The following is a 22,042-nucleotide window of genomic DNA, read 5'->3' as shown; positions in this document are numbered from 1 at the left end:
AGGACGTGAAAAAATGAATAATGTAATTAAATGTTATGACTCTGATAAACATTTATGGGTTTTTACTGGTCAAGGTTCTTTGAATCTGAAAAATATTAAACACTTATATAACAAAAATAATACTTTTAAGTTCTATTTTTCTAAATATATTTCTCAGTTAGAAGATATATTAAATATTTCCATAATGAAAATGATTTTGGATGAATCTTCTGAATTAAACCAAAGGACTGATTTAGAGCAACCAATAACTGTGGCGCTACAGTTAGCGATAGCTAGAATGTGGAATGGAGTGAATTTCTATCCTTCTGTTGTTATCGGTCATTCAATTGGAGAATATTCAGCGGCAGTCATTGCAGGTGTTATGGAACCTTCTGATGCACTGCTATTAGCAACGCATAGAGGAAATTTAATGTCTAAATCTCCAGAAGGTGGAATGGCAGCTGTGTTTAAAGGGATAAAAGAATTGCTCCCATTACCTAATGATATCGTAGTAGCAGCTAAAAATGCGCCAGATCTAACTGTTATTTCAGGTCCATATCAACAATTAGAAAAGTTCTTAAATATTAATCATAGGGATAACTATGTGATGCTAAATGTAGGGCATGCTTTTCACTCACCTTCAATGAGAGAAGCTGCCTCTAAATTTGAGAATTATGTACAAAAAACCAAACTTAAATATCCTAATAAATCTGTAAAATTCATTTCTACTTTAACAGGGAACGAAGAAACGGAAAAACTCACTAGTACAAATTATTGGGTTGAACAAATAGTTCAACCTGTAAATTATTTAAAAGCTATTAAAACCTGTAAGCAAATGTTTCCTAATGTATCGTCAGTTTCAGAATTAGGTGTGAGTTCAACCTTATTAAATATTACTAAAAAAACATTAATAAACACAGGAAAAATAAAATACATTCCGTTCGATTCAAATATAAAAATTGTTAAAAGAAAAAATAAATTATATAATTCTAAGCCTATTCCATGGAATAAACCTAAAATAAACAATAGATTTCAAGAAAGCATGTTAAATAAGTATGCTTTTGAAACTAATTGGGAATTAATAAGCTTATCAAAAGCTGATTTTGATATGAATGAGACATCATATCTTGTTATCTCTGAAAATTCAATTGATAATCTGCCACCAAAATGGAAACAGATTGACGGTAAAGATTTAGATATTGTAAAAGAAATGATTCAAACTAAAGTTTGGGATGGAATTATTGTGTTTAGCACAGATATAGAAGATGATGTTTATAAATCACTAGAAATATTGAAATACTTAGCTAGTGATACCAACATAATTCAGACACCTATAAGTTTTGTTAACCATTTTGATAATATTAACAATTCGGGAATTCAAGGTCTTTTAAAAACTTTCCGCTTAGAATATCCAGAAGCGCAAGTACAATATATTAAATACAAAGATGAGAATAATATATTCTCTAATATTTTGTATTGTATGTATCAATCTTCGGAAGAAGATTTATTAATTGAATCTGACAAAGAAATATATGGATCAAGATTGAATCGTTCTTCCAAATTAGATGAATTAAAAGAATTAGAATTAAATCCTAATGGAACATATATAATTAGCGGTGGGCAAGGTGCTTTAGGACTTGTGTCATTAAGATTATTAGTGAAAAAAGGTGCTAGAAACATAATTTTGCTTTCTAGATCATCATTAAGAGATGATGTTCATGAAGAATTAAATGTATTGAGGAAAGAATCTAGTATAGAACTTTTAAAATGTGATGTATCAAATAAGGAAGATGTAAGGAAAGTAAAAGAGTGGCTTAGTGAAATGAGTTGGCCAAGTGTTAAAGGGATTATTCATGCTGCAGGTGTGCTGAGTGACGCTGTTATACAAAACCAAACATCTGAAAGCTTTGAAGTATCTTATTCAGCTAAAGTACATGGGGCACATAACTTACATGATATGTTTTTACCACCTGACTTCTTACTGCTATTTTCTTCGGCAGCAGCAATATTTGGTTCGGCTGGACAAGGTAACTATGCGGCAGCAAATTCTACACTCGATACTTTGGCTGAAAAGTGGAACTATAACAATGAGAATGTATTATCAATACAATGGGGTGCTTGGTCTGATGGAGGAATGGCAGAACGCCATTCAGCAGCAGATTATTCTGAGAAAATTGGATTTGGCTCTATCTCAAATGAACTAGGATCACAAATGATTGAGCAAGTACTTGCCAATAAATTAAAAGGTGTATTATGCTTCACTCCAATTAATTGGAGTGAATTTACATCAAATACTTCTTTTATTAGTAATTTCATTTCTAAAAAAAGGGAATTAAATAATGATATAAGTAAAATAGATGTATATAGTACTGTCAAAAGCATTGTTTATGATACTTTGGGTAAATCTCTAGATGATTACGATTCTCTATTAGATAATGGGATAGATTCACTAGCGAGTGTATCTATTCGTAACAAAATTATGAATATATTTGATGTCAACTTAACACCTTCACTTTTGTTTGATTATCCTAATATAAAAGCAATTACTAAGTATATAAATAGTGAACTTGTTGGTTATAATACAAAAAATTTAGGATATGAAAACTATATTCAATCAAGTTTACCTGTTCTTGTTATCGGAGCTGGAGTTAGTGGGATTTCTTTTGCAAGAAAACTAGAGAGTCAAGGGATTTCCACTATAATAATGGAGTCCAAAAGTGAAATTGGAGGCGTATGGAGTAATTTAGCTAACAGTCATTCAAAATTACAAATTGATTCTCCTGGATATGGTTTTGATTGTACTGTTCCCCCTTCTTTAAATACGCATAAGTGGTCTAGTGTCTTTCCTACAAGGGATGAGATACTTAAAGAACTGAAAAGTATTTCGACTTCACTTGAAGGTGAAATACTTTATAATACACATGTTGAAAAAGTGAAAAAAATTTCTGAAAATGAATATGAAATAACTTATATACAAAATTCTAGTGAAAAGAGCATTAATGTATCTGGCGTAGCTGCTTTCACTGGTGGTTTACATAAACCAATAAAGAAAAAAATACCTAATGAAGACTGTTTCAAAGGACATATAGCTTCTGGAATTTCAAATGACACTCCTAGGGATATATTTAAAAATGCATCAGTTGCTATTTTAGGGCACGGTGCATTTGCAATAGAAAATATGCGTACAGCTTTTGAAAACGGAGCGAATAGTGTCACAATAATATGTAGAAAAAGAAATCTAGTTATGCCTAACTTTGGGAATTGGCTACTTAATTCAAGCGATAGTACGATGTCAGCAAAAGATGTTATAGAAGTAATGAGACCGTTTTATAAAGCTTGTGGAATTAATATTGAAGAATTAAATGCAATTATAGAGGAACAAAACGGAGAATGGAAAATTAATCAAAATACTGTTCCAGCAGGTTCTGACTTGTATTTTTTATCACAAATTTTAGGTAAGTTGAAGGTTGTAATTGCTGAACCCGAGAAACTTACAGAAGACTCACTTATATTAAATAATGGACAATCTATTGAATGTGATGTCTTTCTTAAATGTTTAGGCTCAAAAACAGACGATAGTATTATAAAAAACATATTTGGAGATAAGGCTACGATACATGGCTTGTGGATTAACGAAGATCCAAACCTAATTACTTATAATGATGGAACCAATGGATCTCAAACCTTAAATAACGTTAAATCATTATTATGTAGCAGTTATACGTTTTTTGTACAATCATTTGTTCAACCATATATTGACTATAGAAAAGACCCAATAAAATTTGACAAACTTATGAAAAGAATAAAAAACAATCCAAAAGAATCAACTGTTGAAATTCTATATACTGAGCTTTGGGATTACTTAGAAAAAGCTAAAAAGAATCTAGCTGCTCACGTAGAAGAAGAATGTCCTTTTGATGTGTTTCAAAGCAAATGCGAAAGCGAATGGGAATATTATTCAAAATTACTAGCTAATGATACTTCTTCTACTATTTCTTTATGGGAATTGATGAAACCAACTTTGCATATAATTAAAAAGCGTAATCCTTCTCTTCCTATTGAAACACGTAAATATAGTCCCTTATTCGGATTTATTTCGACATATATACCAAGTAAACCGAGAGTTTTATTTTTAGCTGGTCAAGGGACTAACTCACAATTATCGAAAGAATTACTAAACCAAACCGGATGGTTAAAACATTCAAATCTTGATTTTGTTATACCAGATGCACCATTTGAAATGCCTGCATTTACAAATGAAGAACAGTTAGAATTATTAGGTTTAGATGAACTATCGAAATCAGGTAAGTATAAAAAAATACTTCCTACAGGGAGTGGAAATCAGGGTTTGAATTATTGTACAATAATTATGAAAATAATGACCCTATTCATATATCTACTACAGATCATTTACAATGGAAAGCTTCTTTAAAATATTTGAAAGAAGTTATAAATGAATTTGGTCCTTTCGATGGTATAGCTGGTTTCTGTGAAGGAGCGTCTATTGCACATGCTGCATTATCTTTACAAAAACATGGTCATGATTTTGGATTGTCTAAAACTAAGTTTTTAATCGCTATGGCACCTTGGGTTTCTCCAATTCACAAAATATTAGATACTCAAATCTCAAACACAACTTTGGATATTCCCATGTTACAAATCGTTGGAAATAATGACATGAATGTTTTTTTAGACGCTGCTCCTAAATTTGCAAATAATTTTAAATATTATAAAGAATTCAGGCATAATGGCAAGCATGTATATCCACTATTAAGTCAAAAATTGCAAGTTGAATTAGAAGATTTAATATTAAGATCTAAATAGGTTTGATGAACTAAATGAAAGAGGTGGTTCCATCTATCATTCAATCACTAATTCTAAGTACTATAAACCTGATCCTTTTGAATTGCCACGTAGTCTTGAGTTAGCCATAGAGCATATATACAAGCCTTGTGGTTTAGAAATTAATGGAATTCCTCAACGTGAATCTGAAAGTGTTGAATATAATGCATGTAGATTAAAAATTGAAGGTAAAAACATTGTATACAGAGATGCAAAGACTACTCAACATAAAATTGGTCAGTTTGTAACTGTATGGAAAAGACCTTTTAAAAGCATAGTTCCTTTTGATAGTACAGATGACATAGACATTTTAATAGTAGGTGTAAGAGCACCTAATCATAGAGGTCAATTTATCTTGGATAAAGAGATACTTATTAAAAAAGGGGTTGTATCGCATGCAGCTAATAAAGGGAAACTCGCTTTTAGAGTATATCCACCATGGACTTATCCCTCTAAATATAGCGCAATTAGAACACAAAAATGGCAATTGAATTACTTTATTGATTATAGTAATCCATATCAGTACATTGATAGGGAAAAGTTATATAGTTTACTAAATATCTGATTTGTATAAAGCACTTCATAAGTATGGAGTGCTTTGTTAATTACAATTTAACTTTATGAGGTGAAATTTATTTGTGTAATATAGAAATATTAAAAATGGAAGCCAATAACTATATTAACTATAGCTATATAGTGTATAACAAATTTAACGTCGGATTAATTATAGATCCTAGTTGGAACTATGAAAAAATCGATTCAAAATTGACTGAAAAAGAAATAAAATTACAAGCTATATTGTTAACTCATGAACATTTTGATCATATTAACTTGGCTGAAAAACTATCGCAAGAATATAAAATACCAATATATATTTCATGGGAATCTATACAAAATTGCAATATAAATAGAAAAAATGCAAAAATTATTTCAAATGAAAGTGTAATATATATTGATGATATACCTATATATCCAATTTTTACACCAGGACATACGAAAGGTAGTGTTTCATACCTTATTTCTACAAACCTATTTACTGGTGATACTTTATTTATAGAAGGATGTGGAATGTGCACAGATGTCACATCAAGTCCACAAGCTCTTTTTTATTCTTTAAAGCGTCTGCTAAAAATTATTCCTAAATCAACAAAAATATATCCCGGACATAGATATAATGCAGAGTTAGGAAAATCTTTTTCGTATACAATAAGTAATAATATATATTTAAATATTGATACATTAGAAGATTTTATAGCATTTAGAATGAGACCTAACCAAAAAGGGTTAATGAACTTCATTTAAAAAAAGAAGGTTATGTGACTATGATTGAAATATTTTCTTTAAAACTACCCAACAAATTCAGTTCCGAAAATTTCAAATTTGCTATAAATAACATCTCTGATTCTAAAAGAAATACTATAGAAAGATATATCTATAAAAATGATCGATTAAGATCTTTACTTTCTGATTTACTAATTAGATATATAGTTATGAATAAATTTAATCTTAAAAATGATGACTTAGTATTTTGTAGTAACAAATATGGAAAACCGTTTTTAAAAAATAGTTCTGATTTTCACTATAATATATCTCATTCAGGTAAATGGATAATTTGTGCTATTCACTCTCAGAAAATTGGTGTAGATATAGAAAAAGTCAGATATTTAGACTTTAATATTCTAATTCAATCATTTTCTAAATATGAAAAATCTTACTTTACTAATGTCGGAGAAGATGACATTAGTAAAACATTTTTCTATATATGGACATTAAAAGAGAGCTATGTAAAAGCTTTAGGTAAAGGCCTTTACATTCCATTAAACTCTTTTACAATAAAAAATCCCTTTTTAGAGAATGACATATCAGTTTACACTAATTATTATGATAACAATTTTTATTTTAAAAAGTATCATTATGATAATTACATATTTTCTGTGTGTTCAAAAGTAAATGAATTCCCTACTTCTATTAATGAAATTGAAATAGAAGATATTTTAAGACATAAGAATTTCAATAGAAAGGAATAAGTATTATGAATAACACTTATATCTCAAAGGAATTAGTAATCTCTGTTATAAATGTAATAAGTAACTTGTCTTTAACGAATATTAAAATTGATAACTTGAACTCTGATTACGAAGCATTTACTTTTGAGTTAGATAAATTAACTTTTAAAAGTAGATTAGCCAAAAAAACCCCAAAAAAGAAAGGGTATTTTGTTGCTTTTTGGCGAAAAAATGAATGTAATGTGAATATCCCTTTTGATTATGATACAACAGAAGATATATTAATCATAAATATTATAGACAATGAAAAAATAGGTCAATTCATATTTCCTAAAAATATTTTGAAAGAAAAAGGAGTTATAAAATCAAATAAAGCTAAAGGTAAAATGGCAATGCGTGTTTATCCGAGCTGGGTTTCAAATTTAAATCCTACTGCTAAAAGCACACAAAAATGGCAAACGAAATACTTTGTAGATCTCTCAAATGACTTTAACGAAGAAAAACTATACTCTTTGTATTTTAGATGATAAACAACAAAACATTATGATTTTATTAAGAGAGTAACTATTAGGCCTGGATTAAATATGCTTGCTATATTCGCGAGTGTGCTTTTAAGTTATACAAACTTTAATTATCTGTTTTATTCATTAAGTTAATTATTCCTAAAATGATGAGAAAAAATTCTACCAAATGAAATAATTGAGCTTATTTATTTATATAGAAGTGCCGTATTTAGATATATATATATAAAACTAGAGAACAGCTGCTAATAAAATGGACCCTATAGATGAGACACTAAAAAAAGAGTCAGTCTATAGGGTTATTTTAATGTATAATTTTAGTAACTACTTCATTGACTAAGAGGTGTAAAGTGATGAGTAAACGTTTATTTACTGAAGATGAGATTGCAGATTTAAAATCCAACAAATACGTGCTTAATGTATCACCTAAAGCTATCACATATACAGAAGAATTTAGAGAACATTTTGTTGAAGAATATGAAAATGGAAAGACGCCTTCACAAATCTTTAAAGAGGCTGGGTTTAATACGAAAATCTTAGGAAGACGAATTAGTAACTTTAGAGAACGCGTACTTATGATGAAAGACCGACCTGAAGGATTACAAGACACGAGGAAAGAAAATTCTGGAAGACCTAGATTATCAGAAATGACACTAGAAGAAGAAAACAACTATTTAAAACATAAAATCCAACTTCAGAATCAACAAATAGAGGCGCTAAAAAAAACGAATTCTATCAATCGCCGTGCTTCAAAAGCTATACGCAAGAAAAATTCGAACTCATAGATAGCTTGATTTCAAGAGACAATAACTTACTTAATATATCTTGGCTGTGTGAGATTGTCCAAGTTGTCAATAGCGGTTTGAAAATGTTGTTTTATGGCGGTTTGAAAATGTCGTTTTTTGGCGGTTTAAGAATGACGTATGTTTAAACTTTTTTCACTTTTATAGTCTTTAAGTCGGTATGAATCGCCTGTAATTTTAAATATTTTTGAATGGTGAATAAGTCTATCAATAATGGCTGCTGACGCTATCTTGTTACTAAATGAGTCGCCCCAACTAGAAAAAGGGATATTCGTCGTTATGATCGTGGATTTCATTTCATATCTTAGTGACATCAATTGATAGAAGAGGTCTGCCTGTTCTTTTGAAATGGGTGTATAGCCTATCTCATCAATAATAAGTAGTTCAATTCTGTTTAATTGTTTTAAAGTTTTATTGATGATTCCTTTCTCCTCTGAAGTGGTTAAGAGTTCAATTAATTCTTTAAAAGTATAGAATCGAGTTTTGATATTTTGTTTACAAGCTTCTACGCCTAGCGATATTGCTAGATGTGTCTTACCGACACCACTATTACCTAAGAAGCATATATTGATACTCTTCTCTAGAAAATGCATGGATTTTAATGTGAGTATTTCTTGTTTATTAATGCTTGGCTGAAACGTGAAATCAAAGTCATTTAAATATTTAACCTTAGGGAAACGTGCTAACTTAATAGCACGTTTAAATTTTTGTTCAGCTTGATATTCTACTTCCTTTTCTGTCAACTCAAGTAAAATTTCAGTTAAAGATTTTTGATTCTTGGATAGTGATTCTAAATACTTCGGATAATAGTCTTTAATCATTTTTAGATTGAGCTGTTGAAAGTTTTCTAATAGCTTTTGATGGTCTGTATACATATCTGTTTCTCCTATACCTCGTCATATTTTAATAATGAATCTTCGATATACGTAAGAATTTCTTGATCGTCTTTGTGCTTGAATGCGTCAGACTTCAATATCTCACACATATCTTTGGTAACATAATTGAATTTCTTTTCCGATAAATGATGGGTTCTAATTAACTCGGCATCAAAGTAGATGGATAATTTGTCAGTCAATTCATTAAAGATTAATTCAACCTCCTCACCAATAAACTTTGTAGGTACTGAATATTTACCTTTTCTAAAATTAACCATCGACTCTTTAGAAACAATTCGAATGCATTCATCTTCGACATAGGTGTTTAGTAACTGCACATTAAACGGGTTCAATAGATGTTTTTCTTCAGAATTGAATAAATCAATTGGATAGCAGTCAGTTGCTTGCGATATTTCGTTATGGTTCATTTCATGACAAAAGTGATTGACAAGACTGATAAGTTCAACAGCGTCATAAAATTCGTAATCGTAGGGCCTTAAACGTTGTTCCACAAATTTAGCTAAAGATTCCACAGAGCCCTTGGTTTGCGGCCTATAAGGCCTACACGCGATGGGTTCAAAGTTTGCATCTTTACTAAATTGATGAAAAAGGGTGTTAAATACCACTTTTCTATATTGTGTTCTAGGACGATCAACGACCGTTTTCATATTATCGAACCATATTTCCTTAGGAACACCTCCAGTGTACTCAAAAGATTCTTTCAAACATTGAAATAATGTATCTTGTTTTCTATCCCAAGTTAATGTGATATACTTCATTTTTGAATAGTGTAGAACGTAAAGAAAGATATTAAATTGATAACGTTTCCCAAATTTATCATGCATGACCATATCTTCTTTCCAGTCTACTTGAGCAGCTATACCGGGGCGTGTTTCTACCCGTATAGTTGCTTTTTTAATTTCCTTTCCTTTTTTATTCTTACAATATTCTCTAAGAATCGTATATTTGCCTTCATATCCTTTTTTAGTAATATATTTATAAATCGCCATAGCCGTACAACCTAGCTCTAATTTTTCGTCTATGAGCGTTTTATAGGGTTCTAATTTTGATACTCTCTTTGTCGTTTTCCTTGTTTTTAATTTTTTCAACTCATTGCCTTTCCCAGCTTCATAATATTTTTTTACTGTCCTTGGATCACAATGATATTGTCTAGCCAGTTCAGCGTAATTTGGTTTTATGCCTTTCATAATGTAAAATGACACTCCTTCGTATATATCATGTCTCAATCAAACAACCTCCATTCAAAGATTGAGTTAAGACATGATTATATATTTTAGAAAATAAAAAATGTAGGAAAAACAGCATTTTCATTCCGCCATTTTCCTACATTTTATAACCGCCATTTACACAAGTTTCAAGATCAGGTTTTTATGCGTGGAAAAAGAGAAACGCTAAGCGCATTGAGTGTGAGAAAAAGGATGAAAAAGATTTTGAATTGATTCTAGCAGCGTTTAATAAGCGAGGGTACTCTAAAGGTTCAAGAAGTATTCATATGACCCTGTTACACCAAGGCGTTGTCATGAATCGAAAAAAGATTATTAGACTTATGAAAAAGTTTAATTTAGTATGCCCAATAAGAAAGCCAAATCCGCATAAACAAGCAATGAAGTATTCTAATGAACAACGTGTTAAAGATAATTTAGTTAACCGTCATTTCAAAATGGGCGGTCCAAAAACAATTCTTCTTACGGATATTACATATTTATATTATGGAAAAGGCAAAATCGCATACCTATCTACTATAAAAGATGCTTACACAAATCAGATACTTTCGTATGAATTAAGTGAGAGTCTGAAAGTATACATTGTATTAAATACGGTTTCAAAACTCATGAAGAAACACCATATATCAAAAAATAAAAAATTAATTATCCACTCAGACCAAGGAATTCACTATACATGTACATCATTTCAAGAATTAGTTAGCGCAAGTGGTTTGAAACAATCGATGTCTAGAAAAGGGAACTGTTGGGATAATGCACCTCAAGAATCGTTTTTTGGTCATATGAAAGATGAAATCAAAAGCATCAAAGGTATTCATGTTTTTCAAGATCTGGTTCGACTAATAGATGATTATATCGATTACTACAACAATGATAGGTTTCAAATAGGGCTGGCAAAGTTATCTCCAAATCAATTTGAGACGTACATTAAAACGGGAGATTATCCATTGATTCAATATCAAAATCCCCCGGCGGTCCCAATATCTCACTATCGAAGTTAAACTCAGTCTCAAATTTAGTGTGATATTGAATAATGAGTTTATTCATTTCTACGGATAATACAATTGAATCAATGTCACACACACTTTCATCAAACATTAGAAAGACATAGAAGTCATAAATAAGGTCATTAGAGCTATTCTTCAACACAAACTTCAGGGTATCATGTAAGTAACTTTCAGATAAACATATCAATCTAAGGGAATTATATGACTCATAGTAATCCAAAAGATTTGTATCATTCAAACCATTAAAATATCGAATCATCCAATTAGGTACCATTCTATTCTCATGTGCCACACAAAACTCACTAAAACTCATAATTTCCATAGTTATAATTTTAAAGCAAAAGCCCATACTCTTAGTTTTGAGTACAGGCTCACATTGCCTTAACTCCTCCTATGTCAATCATAGTGGGAGTTAATTATTAAGTTAATTACCTTTTTTAAAGTGTCCTTGACATGGGGTCCATTTAGATGCTGTAAATGTGACAGTGTCTGTTTTTTTGTGCGCAAAATCTGTTTTTTGAACCCGCATTTATTAAGTATAAGAAATAAAAATGAATGAAATAAGATAACAACAGCTTGAAAAAGGAAAATCATAAAGTTGATAATGATTATCATTGTTGACAATTCAAAAATTAGGGAGTAGGATATTTTTAAATCGGTATGATTACGATTTGAAAAAATTAATATTTATTTTTAAAGGAGATGGAATAACATTGGAAATTGTGCATTTTTCAAAATTTAATCCATCTGGAAATATGACCGTATTAGTCGACTCACAACACGATCCTGCCGACTATGCACGGATTGCACAGCAACTGATGCAAACGTCGCATGTAGGATGTGAACAAGTAGGCTTTATTGTCAATAGTGAAGGCGACATTCCACATCAACTTGTTATGAGCGGACAAGAATTTTGTGGTAATGGCACGTTATCATTTATCCATTATTTAAAGGACAGAAAATTACTTTCGGCGTCCTCTTTTCATTTAAAGGTGTCAGGATTGGATGAACCTGTGGCGTGTGCAGTGGATGAAGAACGTCATCTGTATGAAACGACTTTACCAGAGCCGCACGCGATTAAAGTGCAACATTATGTGATTGATGATGTTTTGTTTGAAGGTTTAGAAATTCAATATGATACATACCAACATTTTGTTTGTCCGATTACTGTTTGGTCAGACAAACTCGCGACGTCAGTTGAGGCGTTTGTAAGAACACAATCATGGCCTGAACATCTAACGGCAGTGGGCATGATGCTTTATGATACGTTACATCAACGTTTGTATCCACTTATTTATGTGCCACAAATCGACAGCATCATTTGGGAACAAAGTTGTGGTTCGGGCACAGGATCGGTAGGCATTTATGAAGCGTATCGCCATCAGCTAGACCATGTAGAAAAAGAAATTGCACAACCTGGAGGCGCATTGTCTGTCATTGTCGATCGAAAAGAAACAGGTTATACGATTGCGATTAAAGGACAAGTTTCAACGGTGGCCACGGGTTTAGCATACATAGAATAGGAGCTCGAGATGATTAAAATGCAACAGAATACGAACGAATTTGAAACACGTTTGAAGTATTATCAGCAACAGTTTGAGCATTTATACGAGACGATTCAGCAAGGAGAGCGTGCACTGGATGATTTAGAGCAATTGATTGATGAATATAGTGGCTACATCCTTGACGATCAGCCGATACAACAATATGAGCATTGGCGTACATCTACGTCTGAACAGCAACCGCTCATCAAACCATTAGCAGACATTACGGCGCGTTGTGTGAAACTCATGGAGTCGACACGTGCACGTCGATTGATTCATGGACAACTCGGTTCGACGGGATACTTTGATAATATCGAGCACTGTATTTCAGAGGAGTTTGGACAGTTCGAGATTACGCCGGAAGATACGGTACTTCTTGTAGGTTCAGGCGCGTATCCGATGACCCTCGTTCAAATTGCGCAAGAAACAGGTGCGCGCGTGATTGGCATTGACATTGATGAAGAAGCGGTGCGTTATGGCCGACAAGTGATTGACATTTTAGCGCCAGATGCCCCGATTGAAATTCATCAAAAAACAGTGGCAGAACTAGAAGCTATTCGAGAAGTGACGCACGTGATTTTCAGTTCGACGGTGGAAATGAAATATGACATTTTAGAAGAACTGTATGATTTAACGGATCATGACATTGTCGTGTCGATGCGTTACGGTGATGGCTTAAAATCGATTTTCAATTATCCAAAACAAGAAACGCATCCACAATATTGGACGTGTGTCGATGATATTACGCGTCCAGACCAAATTTTTGATATTGCACTTTATCAAAAACGATCAGAAGGGCGTGCATAATATGGCAAAATCTGTATTGATTGCGGGGACGGGCCCTGTTGCGGTACAACTCGCGGTATTGTTTAAACGCCATACACCCCACAATGTCGATATGGTCGGGCGAGGGCGTGAGACAGAGAAATCGCGACAGTTTTGGACAGCGTATCAAGCGGCACCTGAATTGGAAGTCCGCGTACAAAATGAGTTGCATGCTTCTTTGGCGGGCACGACATCCCTAGGACAGTTGTACGACTGTTATGAAGCGGTCTTGCCACAATACGATGTGTTAGTGCTAGCTTGTACAGCAGATGCATATAGTCAAGTCATTCAACAATTACCATCTGACGTACGTCAACGGCTCAAACATGTCATTCTCGTCTCACCCACGTTCGGTTCGCATATGATTGTACAACAACAATTAAGTGTCGACCAACCGCAAATCGAAGTCGTGTCATTTTCGACGTATTTAGGTGATACCGGTGTGCCAAATCCAGAAACACCGCATCGTGTCCTCACTAAAGGTGTCAAGAAACATTTATATTTAGGGACGACACATGCGCAATCGGACTTTTCCCGGGAAATAGTAACCCTTATGGCTCAAGTTCAAATTCCTGTAACAACCGTAGCACACCCGCTCATGGCTGAGTCACGGAACAGTTCATTGTATGTGCATCCCGCATTATTTATGAATGAACATGCCTTGAAAGCTGTGTTTGAAGGAATGACCGTCCCATTTTACGTGTACAAATTATTTCCAGAAGGACCGATAACGATGCGTCTTATAGCGGAAATGCGTCAAATGTGGCAAGAAGTCATGGCGATATTACAACGTTTGAATATCGATACGTTGAATTTATTGAAATTTATGGTGAAAGAAAATTACCCACTACGCCCTGAAACGATGGATGAGGCACGCATTGAAGGATTTGAAACGTTGTCACCGATCGAACAAGAATATTTATTATATGTCCGCTATACCGGCATTTTGATTGATCCATTTTCAGAACCTGATGACAACGGAAAATACTTTGACTTTTCGGCCGTCCCTTTTAAACCCGTATTTCAAAATGAACAAGGGATTTGGTACATTCCGAGGATGCCGAGTGAAGATTATTACCGGACACAAATGATGCGCGGTATGGCACGCACACTCGATATTGCGACGCCGATGATGGATACATTGATCGAACGTTATGAAGCGCAACTGACTGCGTTTCAACAGACGCATGTTGGTGACGCGTTATCATCGCAATTCACAATCCAGTCGTTTGAGGAAGATATCGCTCGCATTGACGCGTTATTGAACCTAGATGAGTAAATGACAATGGACAGTGATGAGGAAAATCAGATGTATTGCAAACATAGCGCATTATCTTTTGGGCTGATGTGCAATATGAAGGCATCTTAGCTGCTGATTGTCTGTGACGATAGATTTTGATTGGATTTGTACGCAAATTTGAGATTGCAAGAACTGCCCGAGCCTCCTGGGAACGTGAGGGCAAGTTCAGCAATCTTCGCTCTAAAAGCTTTCATTTGTACCAAAATGCTAGCACGACGAAGTGAAATGAGATAAAGAGAGGATATGAATGATGATGAAAAATTTAAAGTGGATTGCCATGTGTGTTGTTTTTATACTCGTACTCGCAGCTTGTGGCAACTCTAAAGCATTAGAACAGAAAAAAGAAGATAAAAACCTTACATATGCCACATCTAAAGATATTGGAGATATGAACCCACACGTATACGGCGGCTCGATGTCAGCGCAAGGCATGGTCTATGAGTCACTCGTCGACCATACGCAAAAAGGGATTGAACCGTTATTAGCTGAGTCATGGGATGTTTCAGAAGACGGTAAAACTTATACATTCCATTTGAGAAAAGGTGTGAAATTCCAAGATGGGACGCCTTTTAATGCAGATGCAGTGAAAAAGAACTTTGATGCGATTCAAGCAAACCAAAAGTTACATTCATGGATTAAATTATCAACATTAATCGATCGTACAGAAGCGAAAGACGATGATACATTTGTGATGACGTTGAAAGCACCGTACAACGCAACATTGGAAGAACTGGCAATGACACGTCCTTACGTCTTTGTCTCACCTAAAGCATTTAAAGATGGCGGTACGAAAGATGGTTTGAAATCTTACGTTGGTACAGGTCCATACAAATTGAAATCTCACGACAAAGATGAGCAAGCGACATTTGAACGCAATACGGATTACTGGGGTGGCGAGCCTAAACTGAAAACGATTGTTGCTAAAGTATTGCCTGCAGGGGAAACTTCATTTTTAGCATTACAAAAAGGTGAAGTGAACTTTGCATTTACAGATGACCGTGGTACAGACAACATCGACAATGAAGCGATGAAAAAGTTAACGGACAATGGCGATTTTCAATTGAAGCGCAGTCAGCCGATGAATACGAAAATGATTGTTGCAAACTCTGGTAAAAAAGACAGTCCTGCACAAGATAAAGCAGTACGTGAAGCATTATGGCATAGTGTCGATCAAAAGCGTATTGCGGATAAAATTTTAGACGGTACTGAAAAACCAGCGTCACAGTTATTCTCAAAAAACGTGCCACATGCGAACATTGATTTACCGAAACGTGATTTTGATTTGAAAAAAGCAGCGGCGCTATTAGACGAAGCGGGATGGAAGCAAACTGACAAAGGTGAAGTACGTGAAAAAGACGGTCAAAAGCTTGAAATGACGTTATATTATGACAACCATTCAAGCTCGCAAAAACAAGAAGCCGAATTTATTCAAGCGAAAGCGAAAGAAGTCGGCATGGCATTGAAAATTGTAGGCGAAACATCTGATAAAGTGGCAGAACGTCGTACATCGGGGGACTATGATTTACTGTTCAACCAAACATGGGGCCTTCAATATGACCCACAAAGTACGATTTCTGGATTTAAAGCAGATACAGGTTATAAAGCGGCCGTTTCAGGTATTAAAGAAAAAGACCAACTGTTTGATAATATCGATACCGCTTTAGAAACGCAAGATGCAAAAGAACAAGAACAAAAATATAAAGACATTTTAACAACAGTTCATGATGAAGCAATCTTTATCCCGATTTCTCATGGGGGTATGACAGTGGTCGCGCCGAAAGATTTAGAACACATTTCGTTTAAACAATCACAATACGAATTGCCATTTGAACAAATGGATTACAAATAGGGTGGTTCATCGATGGCATATAGTGTGATGAAACGTTTGTTACTGATGATACCGTTGCTGATTGTCATTAGTTTTTTAACTTTTGCATTAACGCATTTATCCAGTGAAGATCCCGCTGTCGTCATTCTACATGCACAAGAAGTTCCTGACATTACACAAAGTTTAATCGAACAAACGTGTGCTAAGTACCATTTGGATGCGCCGTTCCTCGTACAATACTGGGAATGGCTGCAATCCGCGGTACAGCTACAATTTGGGCATAGTTTCGTAACCGGCGAAGATGTCGGCTTGAGACTATGGCCTGCATTTTTTAATACATTGAAGTTAACACTCATTTCAAGTTTGGTGATTATTGTGTTGTCATTACTGTTCGGTATTTTGACGGCATTGTTGCGTGGAACGTGGTTTGATCGTATGACACGGACGACAGCTTTCGTATTAACCGCAATTCCATCTTATTGGCTAGCGGCGATATTAATTATTTTTTTATCGGTTAAATTGAATGCATTGCCGACGTCTGGCTTAACCGGTCCTGAAAGTTATATTTTACCTGTTGCGGTCATTACGCTCGGTTATACAGGGATTTATTTTAGAAATGTTCGAAGTGCGGTCATTCAGCAACTTGATCAAGATTATGTGCTATATATGCGTGCAATGGGTGTGCCGATGTCGCAACTGCTCATTTATGTTGCGCGTAATGCGATGCAAGTCGTCGTTTCTATTTTTTGTATGTCGATTCCTATTATTTTAGGTGGTTCTGTCGTCATCGAAAACGTATTTGCATGGCCGGGTATGGGTCAACTAAGTGTTAAAGCCGTGTTGGAACAAGATTTTCCGATGATTCAAGCGTATGTACTCATCGTTTCGGTGTTGTTTATTTTGTTTAATACGTTGGCAGACGTCATTAATATGTGGCTGAACCCGAAATTAAGGGAGGAGCATTAACATGATCGTTTTCCAAAGATTATTACAAGATAACGGCGCGAAATGGGCGTTGGCAATCATTGCGGTTTATATTTTACTCGGTATTTGTGCACCTATTGTGACGCCTTATGATCCCAATGCGGTGAATATCGATGACAAATTTGCCGGTATGTCATTTGCACACTGGCTCGGGACGGATCATTTAGGACGAGATATTTTAACACGCTTAATTTTTGCGATACGGCCGAGCTTTTTACTCATTTTATTCGCATTAGCCTGTTCAGTGTTGATTGGGACGTTACTTGGCTTTATTTCAGGCTACTTTGGACGCTGGATCGATGCACTTGTGATGCGTATTTGCGATGTCATGTTATCGTTTCCTACATATGTCATGACGCTCGCTTTAATCGGTGTACTCGGCATTGGATTGAAAAGTATTATCGTCGCACTCATCATTACGCGCTGGGCATGGTTTTGCCGAATTATTCGAACAAGTGTAATGCAATATCGTAACTCAGATGATGTCAAATTTGCACGTACGATTGGTCTGTCACACGCACGGATTATTATGACACACATTTTACCGCGAACTTTAGCGGATATTGCGATTATTTCAACGAGTTCGATGGTGTCGATGATCTTACAAATTTCAGGCTTTTCATTTTTAGGCTTAGGCGTTAAAGCACCGACAGCAGAATGGGGCATGATGATGAATGAAGCACGTAAAGTGATGTTCAGTCACCCTGAGTTGATGTTTGCGCCAGGTATTGCGATTATCGTCATTGTGTTAGCGGTGAACTTTTTATCCGATGCCCTCCAAATTGCAATCGATCCGAAATTATCACAACAACAAATGAAACAACGTATTAAGAAAGGGTGGATATAATGGCGGAACAAGTCATGCGTGTAGAAGATTTAACGCTCATTGATGGTCATACGAATCATGTCCTCGTCCATCACTTTAATTTGACGTTACATCGTGGTGAGGTCATTGCGATTATCGGTGAAAGTGGCAGTGGTAAATCGATGACGTGTAAAGCATTACTGGGGCTGAACGACCGTAACATTCAGATGAGCGGTGAAATTTGGTTCCAAGGAGCAGCATTGCATGAAGCCTCTGAAGCGGACTTTCGAAAAATCAGAGGCCGACGTATTGCGATGATTATGCAGCAAGGTGCGACAGCGTTTAACCCTTCTTTTACAGTGGGCGCACAGTTGACGATGATGTTGAAGCAACACCGTCCCATGTCGTCCCAACAACAGAAAGCGACGTTACAACATTATTTCGACATGCTCGGTTTAAGAGATTTTGAGCGTATTTTAAAGTCCTATCCGCATCAATTGTCAGGCGGCATGTTGCAACGGTTAATGATTATATTAGCACTCGCACTCCAACCGGACATCATTATTGCGGATGAGCCGACTACTGCACTCGATGCCATTACACAGTATGAAGTGATTGAAGAATTGCGTGAGGTCAAAGAAAAAATCGGTTGTGCTATGCTGTTTGTCTCACATGATTTAGCGGTAGTAAAGTCGATTGCGGACCAAGTCATCGTCATGCGTCATGGAGATGTCGTGGAGTCAGGTACCGCACACCAATTGTTTACACAGCCACAACATGCATATACACAATTTTTGATTGCAGCACGAGATCGAGTGACGCGTTATTACAAATCATTGCGAGGTGATGCGTCATGTTAGAAGTCCAAAATGTCACGAAATCCTATCGTAGTGGTGTGAAAAGGCAAAAACGGCAAATCGTGAAACAAGTCAGCTTTCAATGTAACAAAGGCCAAAGTATTGCGATTATCGGTGAAAGTGGGAGTGGTAAATCCACATTGGCGCGCATGATATTAGGTATCGAAAAGCCAGATTCAGGGACAGTGATGTTGGATGGTCAACCGGTCTACCAACGTCACGCCCGTCTCGGCAAAGTGAGCGTCGTGTTTCAAGATTACAAATCCTCACTGCATCCCTATTTCAATGTGCGTCAAATTTTAAATGAAGCACTGAGTCAATGTGATACATCGGTTGACGATAAAGAAGCACATATGACGGCATTACTCGAACGTGTCGGATTAAGTGCAGCCTTTTTAAATAAATACCCTCAAATGATGTCAGGTGGAGAAGCGCAACGTGTCGCTATTGCAAGAGCAGTCATTACGAATCCAGACTACATTGTATTAGATGAAGCGATTAGTGCGCTCGACATGTCGATTCAGTCGCAAATTTTAGATTTATTAACGACACTGAGAGATAAATATCAGCTCAGTTTAATATTTATTACACATGATATTCAAGCGGCGGTCTATTTATGTGAAGATTTGATTATTTTTAATGACGGTCAAATTCAGGAACGTTTAAATAGACACCAGCTGAAAGACCTTCAAAATGACTATACACGTGAACTTTTTGAAAAACAATTTATGAACTAGGAGGCTATGATATGAAAGGTGCACTCGCTTGGCCTTTTTTGAGATTGTATATTCTCGCACTTTTTTTCTTTAGTGCCAATGCTATTTTGAACGTCATGATTCCGTTACGCGGACATGATTTAGGTGCAACCAATACGACAATCGGTATTGTCATGGGGGCCTACATGTTGACAGCCATGCTTTTTCGTCCATGGGCAGGGCAAGTCATCGCTAAAGTCGGTCCAATCAAAATATTAAGATGGATTTTAATCATTAACGGTTTTGCATTGATTTTATATGGATTTACAGGTTTAGAAGGTTACTTTATTGCACGTGTGATGCAAGGGGTATGTACAGCCTTTTTCTCCATGTCATTACAAATCGGGATTATCGATGCGTTACCTGAAGAAGATCGTTCACAAGGGATTTCCTTATACTCACTCTTTTCTTACATACCAGGCATTATCGGACCAATGATTGCAGTCGGGATTTGGCAATTAGATAACTTGAGCTACTTCGCATTGACGATGATCATTATCGCGATTACGACAGGTGTGGTCGGTTTCAGTGCGACGCTTCATGGACAAGATGATGCAGACACGACGCCTGCGCAACAAGAAAAGATGCCATATGGTGCGATGACAGTGTTCTTGCAGTTATTTAAAAATCCGTTTTTATTGAAAGCAGGGACGATTATGCTTGTGGCCTCAATTGGCTTTGGGGCAGTGGCAACGTTTATCGTGTTGTACGTCAATACGTATCAAGTCGGTCACGCGAGTCTATTTCTAGCTGTACAAGCGATTACGGTCGTATTTGCACGTTTTTTTTACGTCAATACATTCCTTCAGATGGACGCTGGCACGTTCGCTTTATGTTAGGTGTCCTCGGATTATTAACTGTCGCGCTGTTATTCATTGCAGTCGGTCCTTATGTCGGCGCATGGATACTTTATATCAGTGCCGTCATGATTGGTTTGACGCAAGCGATGGTTTATCCGACATTAACTTCATTTTTAAGCTTTAAATTACCGAAAGTTGGACGAAATATGTTACTTGGTCTCTTTATCGCAACAGCTGACTTAGGTGTTTCACTCGGGGCTGCATTAATGGGTCCTATAGCAGATATGGTCGGCTATGCAAATATGTATCTCATTTGTGGTATTTTAATGGCATTCATTACATTGATGAGTATTGAGAGAAGACCGCAATTTATAGAAAAATAATGTAAAAAAATAAACAGGCTAGGACGTCATGATCAAGTTTTCCTAGCCTGGTTTTTAATTTCAGAAATATCCAAGCAGTTATCGAAAATTCAAAAAATTCTCTGCAAGCATTACTGTGTATCAAATTTAATATTATAAGATAACTCAGAATCCACGATATCTTTATCCAGTGCGCCATTCCATTGATTGTGGTAATTCAATGGTTGCTCAGAAGCTTGCCACTCTTCAAAGCTTTTACGATCTTCCCATAATGAAATCACAACATAACGATTTTGTGGGTCCAAGGGTCTCAAAACACGTAGCGATATGAAGCCATGTACATCATTCAAATCAGCTGTGCGACTTAGAAAGCGTTCCTCAAATGTTTCACTTTGATTCAGATCTACTTTAATATAATTTAAGACACAAAAATGATGCGGTGTGAGTTCGCCTGTCGCTTCTATAGCAGTATATGTTTTGGCATCATTATTTTTATATATGGTCACTGTCGTCCCATCTTCTTCAATTTGATAAAGAAGATCTTTATGAGAGAGTATCATGCTTTATACCTCCTTATACTTATTATTAAATACCCGTTATTTCACATTTTAATTGCACAAATTAAATTTATCGAAAATTATATATTACATTTTCTAAATTCAATGTAAAATTTAAAAGCGAACATTAAATTAAAAGCCGCCACAT

The 22,042-nt window shown here is 35.3% G+C and carries 19 protein-coding genes and 1 pseudogene; 17 read left to right on the top strand and 3 right to left on the bottom strand.

The annotated features are described in order from the left end of the window. Positions 1 to 13: 13 nt before the first annotated feature. From EL101_RS12655 to EL101_RS12625, 7 genes are all read left to right on the top strand, one after another. The gene (locus EL101_RS12655) at positions 14 to 4,411 is read left to right on the top strand and encodes an SDR family NAD(P)-dependent oxidoreductase (protein ID WP_126489889.1); all 4,398 of its coding nucleotides are present in this window, start codon (positions 14 to 16) and stop codon (positions 4,409 to 4,411) included. Next, positions 4,336 to 4,803 (top strand): alpha/beta hydrolase family protein, encoded by a 468-nt coding sequence (locus tag EL101_RS12650; protein ID WP_126489888.1) that lies wholly within the window; start codon positions 4,336 to 4,338, stop codon positions 4,801 to 4,803. The genes EL101_RS12655 and EL101_RS12650 overlap by 76 nt, the downstream gene beginning before the upstream one ends. Positions 4,804 to 4,885: 82 nt before the next feature. After that, a complete protein-coding gene (locus EL101_RS12645; RefSeq protein ID WP_197717997.1) occupies positions 4,886 to 5,386 on the top strand; it encodes a MepB family protein in 501 nt (166 codons plus the stop codon). A gap of 71 nt (positions 5,387 to 5,457) precedes the next feature. Next, complete coding sequence (locus EL101_RS12640; protein ID WP_096598751.1) at positions 5,458 to 6,123, top strand: MBL fold metallo-hydrolase; 666 nt, start codon at positions 5,458 to 5,460, stop codon at positions 6,121 to 6,123. A 20-nt stretch (positions 6,124 to 6,143) separates the two neighbouring features. Next, positions 6,144 to 6,848, top strand: a complete 705-nt coding sequence (locus tag EL101_RS12635; RefSeq protein WP_096598749.1) for a 4'-phosphopantetheinyl transferase family protein — start codon at positions 6,144 to 6,146, stop codon at positions 6,846 to 6,848. 5 nt (positions 6,849 to 6,853) lie between these two features. Then, the gene (locus EL101_RS12630) at positions 6,854 to 7,354 is read left to right on the top strand and encodes a MepB family protein (RefSeq protein WP_096598747.1); all 501 of its coding nucleotides are present in this window, start codon (positions 6,854 to 6,856) and stop codon (positions 7,352 to 7,354) included. A gap of 347 nt (positions 7,355 to 7,701) precedes the next feature. Then, complete coding sequence (locus EL101_RS12625) at positions 7,702 to 8,133, top strand: HTH domain-containing protein (protein ID WP_096543367.1); 432 nt, start codon at positions 7,702 to 7,704, stop codon at positions 8,131 to 8,133. A 125-nt stretch (positions 8,134 to 8,258) separates the two neighbouring features. Here the strand turns inward: EL101_RS12625 and istB are convergent, their stop codons facing one another. Both istB and istA read right to left on the bottom strand, forming a co-directional pair. Next, positions 8,259 to 9,026 (bottom strand): IS21-like element helper ATPase IstB, encoded by a 768-nt coding sequence (istB, locus tag EL101_RS12620; protein ID WP_096596554.1) that lies wholly within the window; start codon positions 9,024 to 9,026, stop codon positions 8,259 to 8,261. Positions 9,027 to 9,037: 11 nt separating this feature from the next. Then, positions 9,038 to 10,234 carry an IS21 family transposase gene (gene istA, locus EL101_RS12615; RefSeq protein WP_241971460.1) on the bottom strand — a complete coding sequence of 399 codons (1,197 nt, stop codon included), beginning with the start codon at positions 10,232 to 10,234 and terminating at the stop codon, positions 9,038 to 9,040. A 212-nt stretch (positions 10,235 to 10,446) separates the two neighbouring features. On the opposite strand from istA, the gene EL101_RS12610 reads away from it, so the two are divergent. The 10 genes and pseudogenes from EL101_RS12610 to cntE all read left to right on the top strand — a co-directional run bounded on the left by EL101_RS12610 (position 10,447) and on the right by cntE (position 21,358). Continuing rightward, the gene (locus tag EL101_RS12610; protein ID WP_240622746.1) at positions 10,447 to 11,271 is read left to right on the top strand and encodes an IS3 family transposase; all 825 of its coding nucleotides are present in this window, start codon (positions 10,447 to 10,449) and stop codon (positions 11,269 to 11,271) included. 728 nt (positions 11,272 to 11,999) lie between these two features. After that, on the top strand, positions 12,000 to 12,800 hold the full coding sequence (cntK, locus tag EL101_RS12605) for a histidine racemase CntK (protein ID WP_240622747.1): 801 nt from the start codon (positions 12,000 to 12,002) through the stop codon (positions 12,798 to 12,800). An 18-nt stretch (positions 12,801 to 12,818) separates the two neighbouring features. Next, complete coding sequence (cntL, locus tag EL101_RS12600) at positions 12,819 to 13,628, top strand: staphylopine biosynthesis enzyme CntL (protein ID WP_373364892.1); 810 nt, start codon at positions 12,819 to 12,821, stop codon at positions 13,626 to 13,628. 1 nt (position 13,629) lies between these two features. Further along, positions 13,630 to 14,925, top strand: a complete 1,296-nt coding sequence (cntM, locus tag EL101_RS12595; RefSeq protein WP_096598142.1) for a staphylopine biosynthesis dehydrogenase — start codon at positions 13,630 to 13,632, stop codon at positions 14,923 to 14,925. A gap of 271 nt (positions 14,926 to 15,196) precedes the next feature. Beyond that, positions 15,197 to 16,795: a staphylopine-dependent metal ABC transporter substrate-binding lipoprotein gene (gene cntA, locus EL101_RS12590; RefSeq protein WP_179299329.1), complete on the top strand. Its 1,599-nt coding sequence runs from the start codon at positions 15,197 to 15,199 to the stop codon at positions 16,793 to 16,795. Positions 16,796 to 16,807: 12 nt separating this feature from the next. Then, positions 16,808 to 17,740 carry a nickel/cobalt ABC transporter permease gene (gene opp1B, locus EL101_RS12585; RefSeq protein WP_096598138.1) on the top strand — a complete coding sequence of 311 codons (933 nt, stop codon included), beginning with the start codon at positions 16,808 to 16,810 and terminating at the stop codon, positions 17,738 to 17,740. Between the two features lies 1 nt (position 17,741). After that, positions 17,742 to 18,605 (top strand): staphylopine uptake ABC transporter permease subunit CntC, encoded by an 864-nt coding sequence (gene cntC / locus EL101_RS12580; protein WP_096598136.1) that lies wholly within the window; start codon positions 17,742 to 17,744, stop codon positions 18,603 to 18,605. Next, on the top strand, positions 18,605 to 19,423 hold the full coding sequence (cntD, locus tag EL101_RS12575; RefSeq protein ID WP_096539653.1) for a staphylopine uptake ABC transporter ATP-binding protein CntD: 819 nt from the start codon (positions 18,605 to 18,607) through the stop codon (positions 19,421 to 19,423). Before cntC ends, cntD begins: the two co-directional genes overlap by 1 nt. Continuing rightward, the gene (locus tag EL101_RS12570) at positions 19,417 to 20,157 is read left to right on the top strand and encodes an ABC transporter ATP-binding protein (protein ID WP_096539651.1); all 741 of its coding nucleotides are present in this window, start codon (positions 19,417 to 19,419) and stop codon (positions 20,155 to 20,157) included. Before cntD ends, EL101_RS12570 begins: the two co-directional genes overlap by 7 nt. Before the next feature lie 11 nt (positions 20,158 to 20,168). Further along, a pseudogene (gene cntE / locus EL101_RS12565) lies at positions 20,169 to 21,358 on the top strand (staphylopine family metallophore export MFS transporter CntE). 110 nt (positions 21,359 to 21,468) lie between these two features. Here the strand turns inward: cntE and EL101_RS12560 are convergent. Continuing rightward, positions 21,469 to 21,897: an antibiotic biosynthesis monooxygenase family protein gene (locus EL101_RS12560; protein ID WP_096539640.1), complete on the bottom strand. Its 429-nt coding sequence runs from the start codon at positions 21,895 to 21,897 to the stop codon at positions 21,469 to 21,471. Positions 21,898 to 22,042 lie beyond the last annotated feature (145 nt).

It is taken from the genome of Staphylococcus delphini, assembly GCF_900636325.1.
Lineage (GTDB): Bacteria > Bacillota > Bacilli > Staphylococcales > Staphylococcaceae > Staphylococcus > Staphylococcus delphini.
This window is presented reverse-complemented; position numbering and strand designations above follow the sequence as displayed.

Coding starts and splice junctions, on each gene's coding strand:
- EL101_RS12655 (WP_126489889.1), top strand. CDS start 14: ATGAATAATGTAATTAAATGTTATGACTCTGATAAACATTTATGGGTT.
- EL101_RS12635 (WP_096598749.1), top strand. CDS start 6,144: ATGATTGAAATATTTTCTTTAAAACTACCCAACAAATTCAGTTCCGAA.
- EL101_RS12630 (WP_096598747.1), top strand. CDS start 6,854: ATGAATAACACTTATATCTCAAAGGAATTAGTAATCTCTGTTATAAAT.
- EL101_RS12625 (WP_096543367.1), top strand. CDS start 7,702: ATGAGTAAACGTTTATTTACTGAAGATGAGATTGCAGATTTAAAATCC.
- istB (WP_096596554.1), bottom strand. CDS start 9,026: ATGTATACAGACCATCAAAAGCTATTAGAAAACTTTCAACAGCTCAAT.
- istA (WP_241971460.1), bottom strand. CDS start 10,234: ATGAAAGGCATAAAACCAAATTACGCTGAACTGGCTAGACAATATCAT.
- cntL (WP_373364892.1), top strand. CDS start 12,819: ATGCAACAGAATACGAACGAATTTGAAACACGTTTGAAGTATTATCAG.
- cntM (WP_096598142.1), top strand. CDS start 13,630: ATGGCAAAATCTGTATTGATTGCGGGGACGGGCCCTGTTGCGGTACAA.
- cntA (WP_179299329.1), top strand. CDS start 15,197: ATGATGAAAAATTTAAAGTGGATTGCCATGTGTGTTGTTTTTATACTC.
- opp1B (WP_096598138.1), top strand. CDS start 16,808: ATGGCATATAGTGTGATGAAACGTTTGTTACTGATGATACCGTTGCTG.
- cntC (WP_096598136.1), top strand. CDS start 17,742: ATGATCGTTTTCCAAAGATTATTACAAGATAACGGCGCGAAATGGGCG.
- cntD (WP_096539653.1), top strand. CDS start 18,605: ATGGCGGAACAAGTCATGCGTGTAGAAGATTTAACGCTCATTGATGGT.
- EL101_RS12570 (WP_096539651.1), top strand. CDS start 19,417: ATGTTAGAAGTCCAAAATGTCACGAAATCCTATCGTAGTGGTGTGAAA.
- EL101_RS12560 (WP_096539640.1), bottom strand. CDS start 21,897: ATGATACTCTCTCATAAAGATCTTCTTTATCAAATTGAAGAAGATGGG.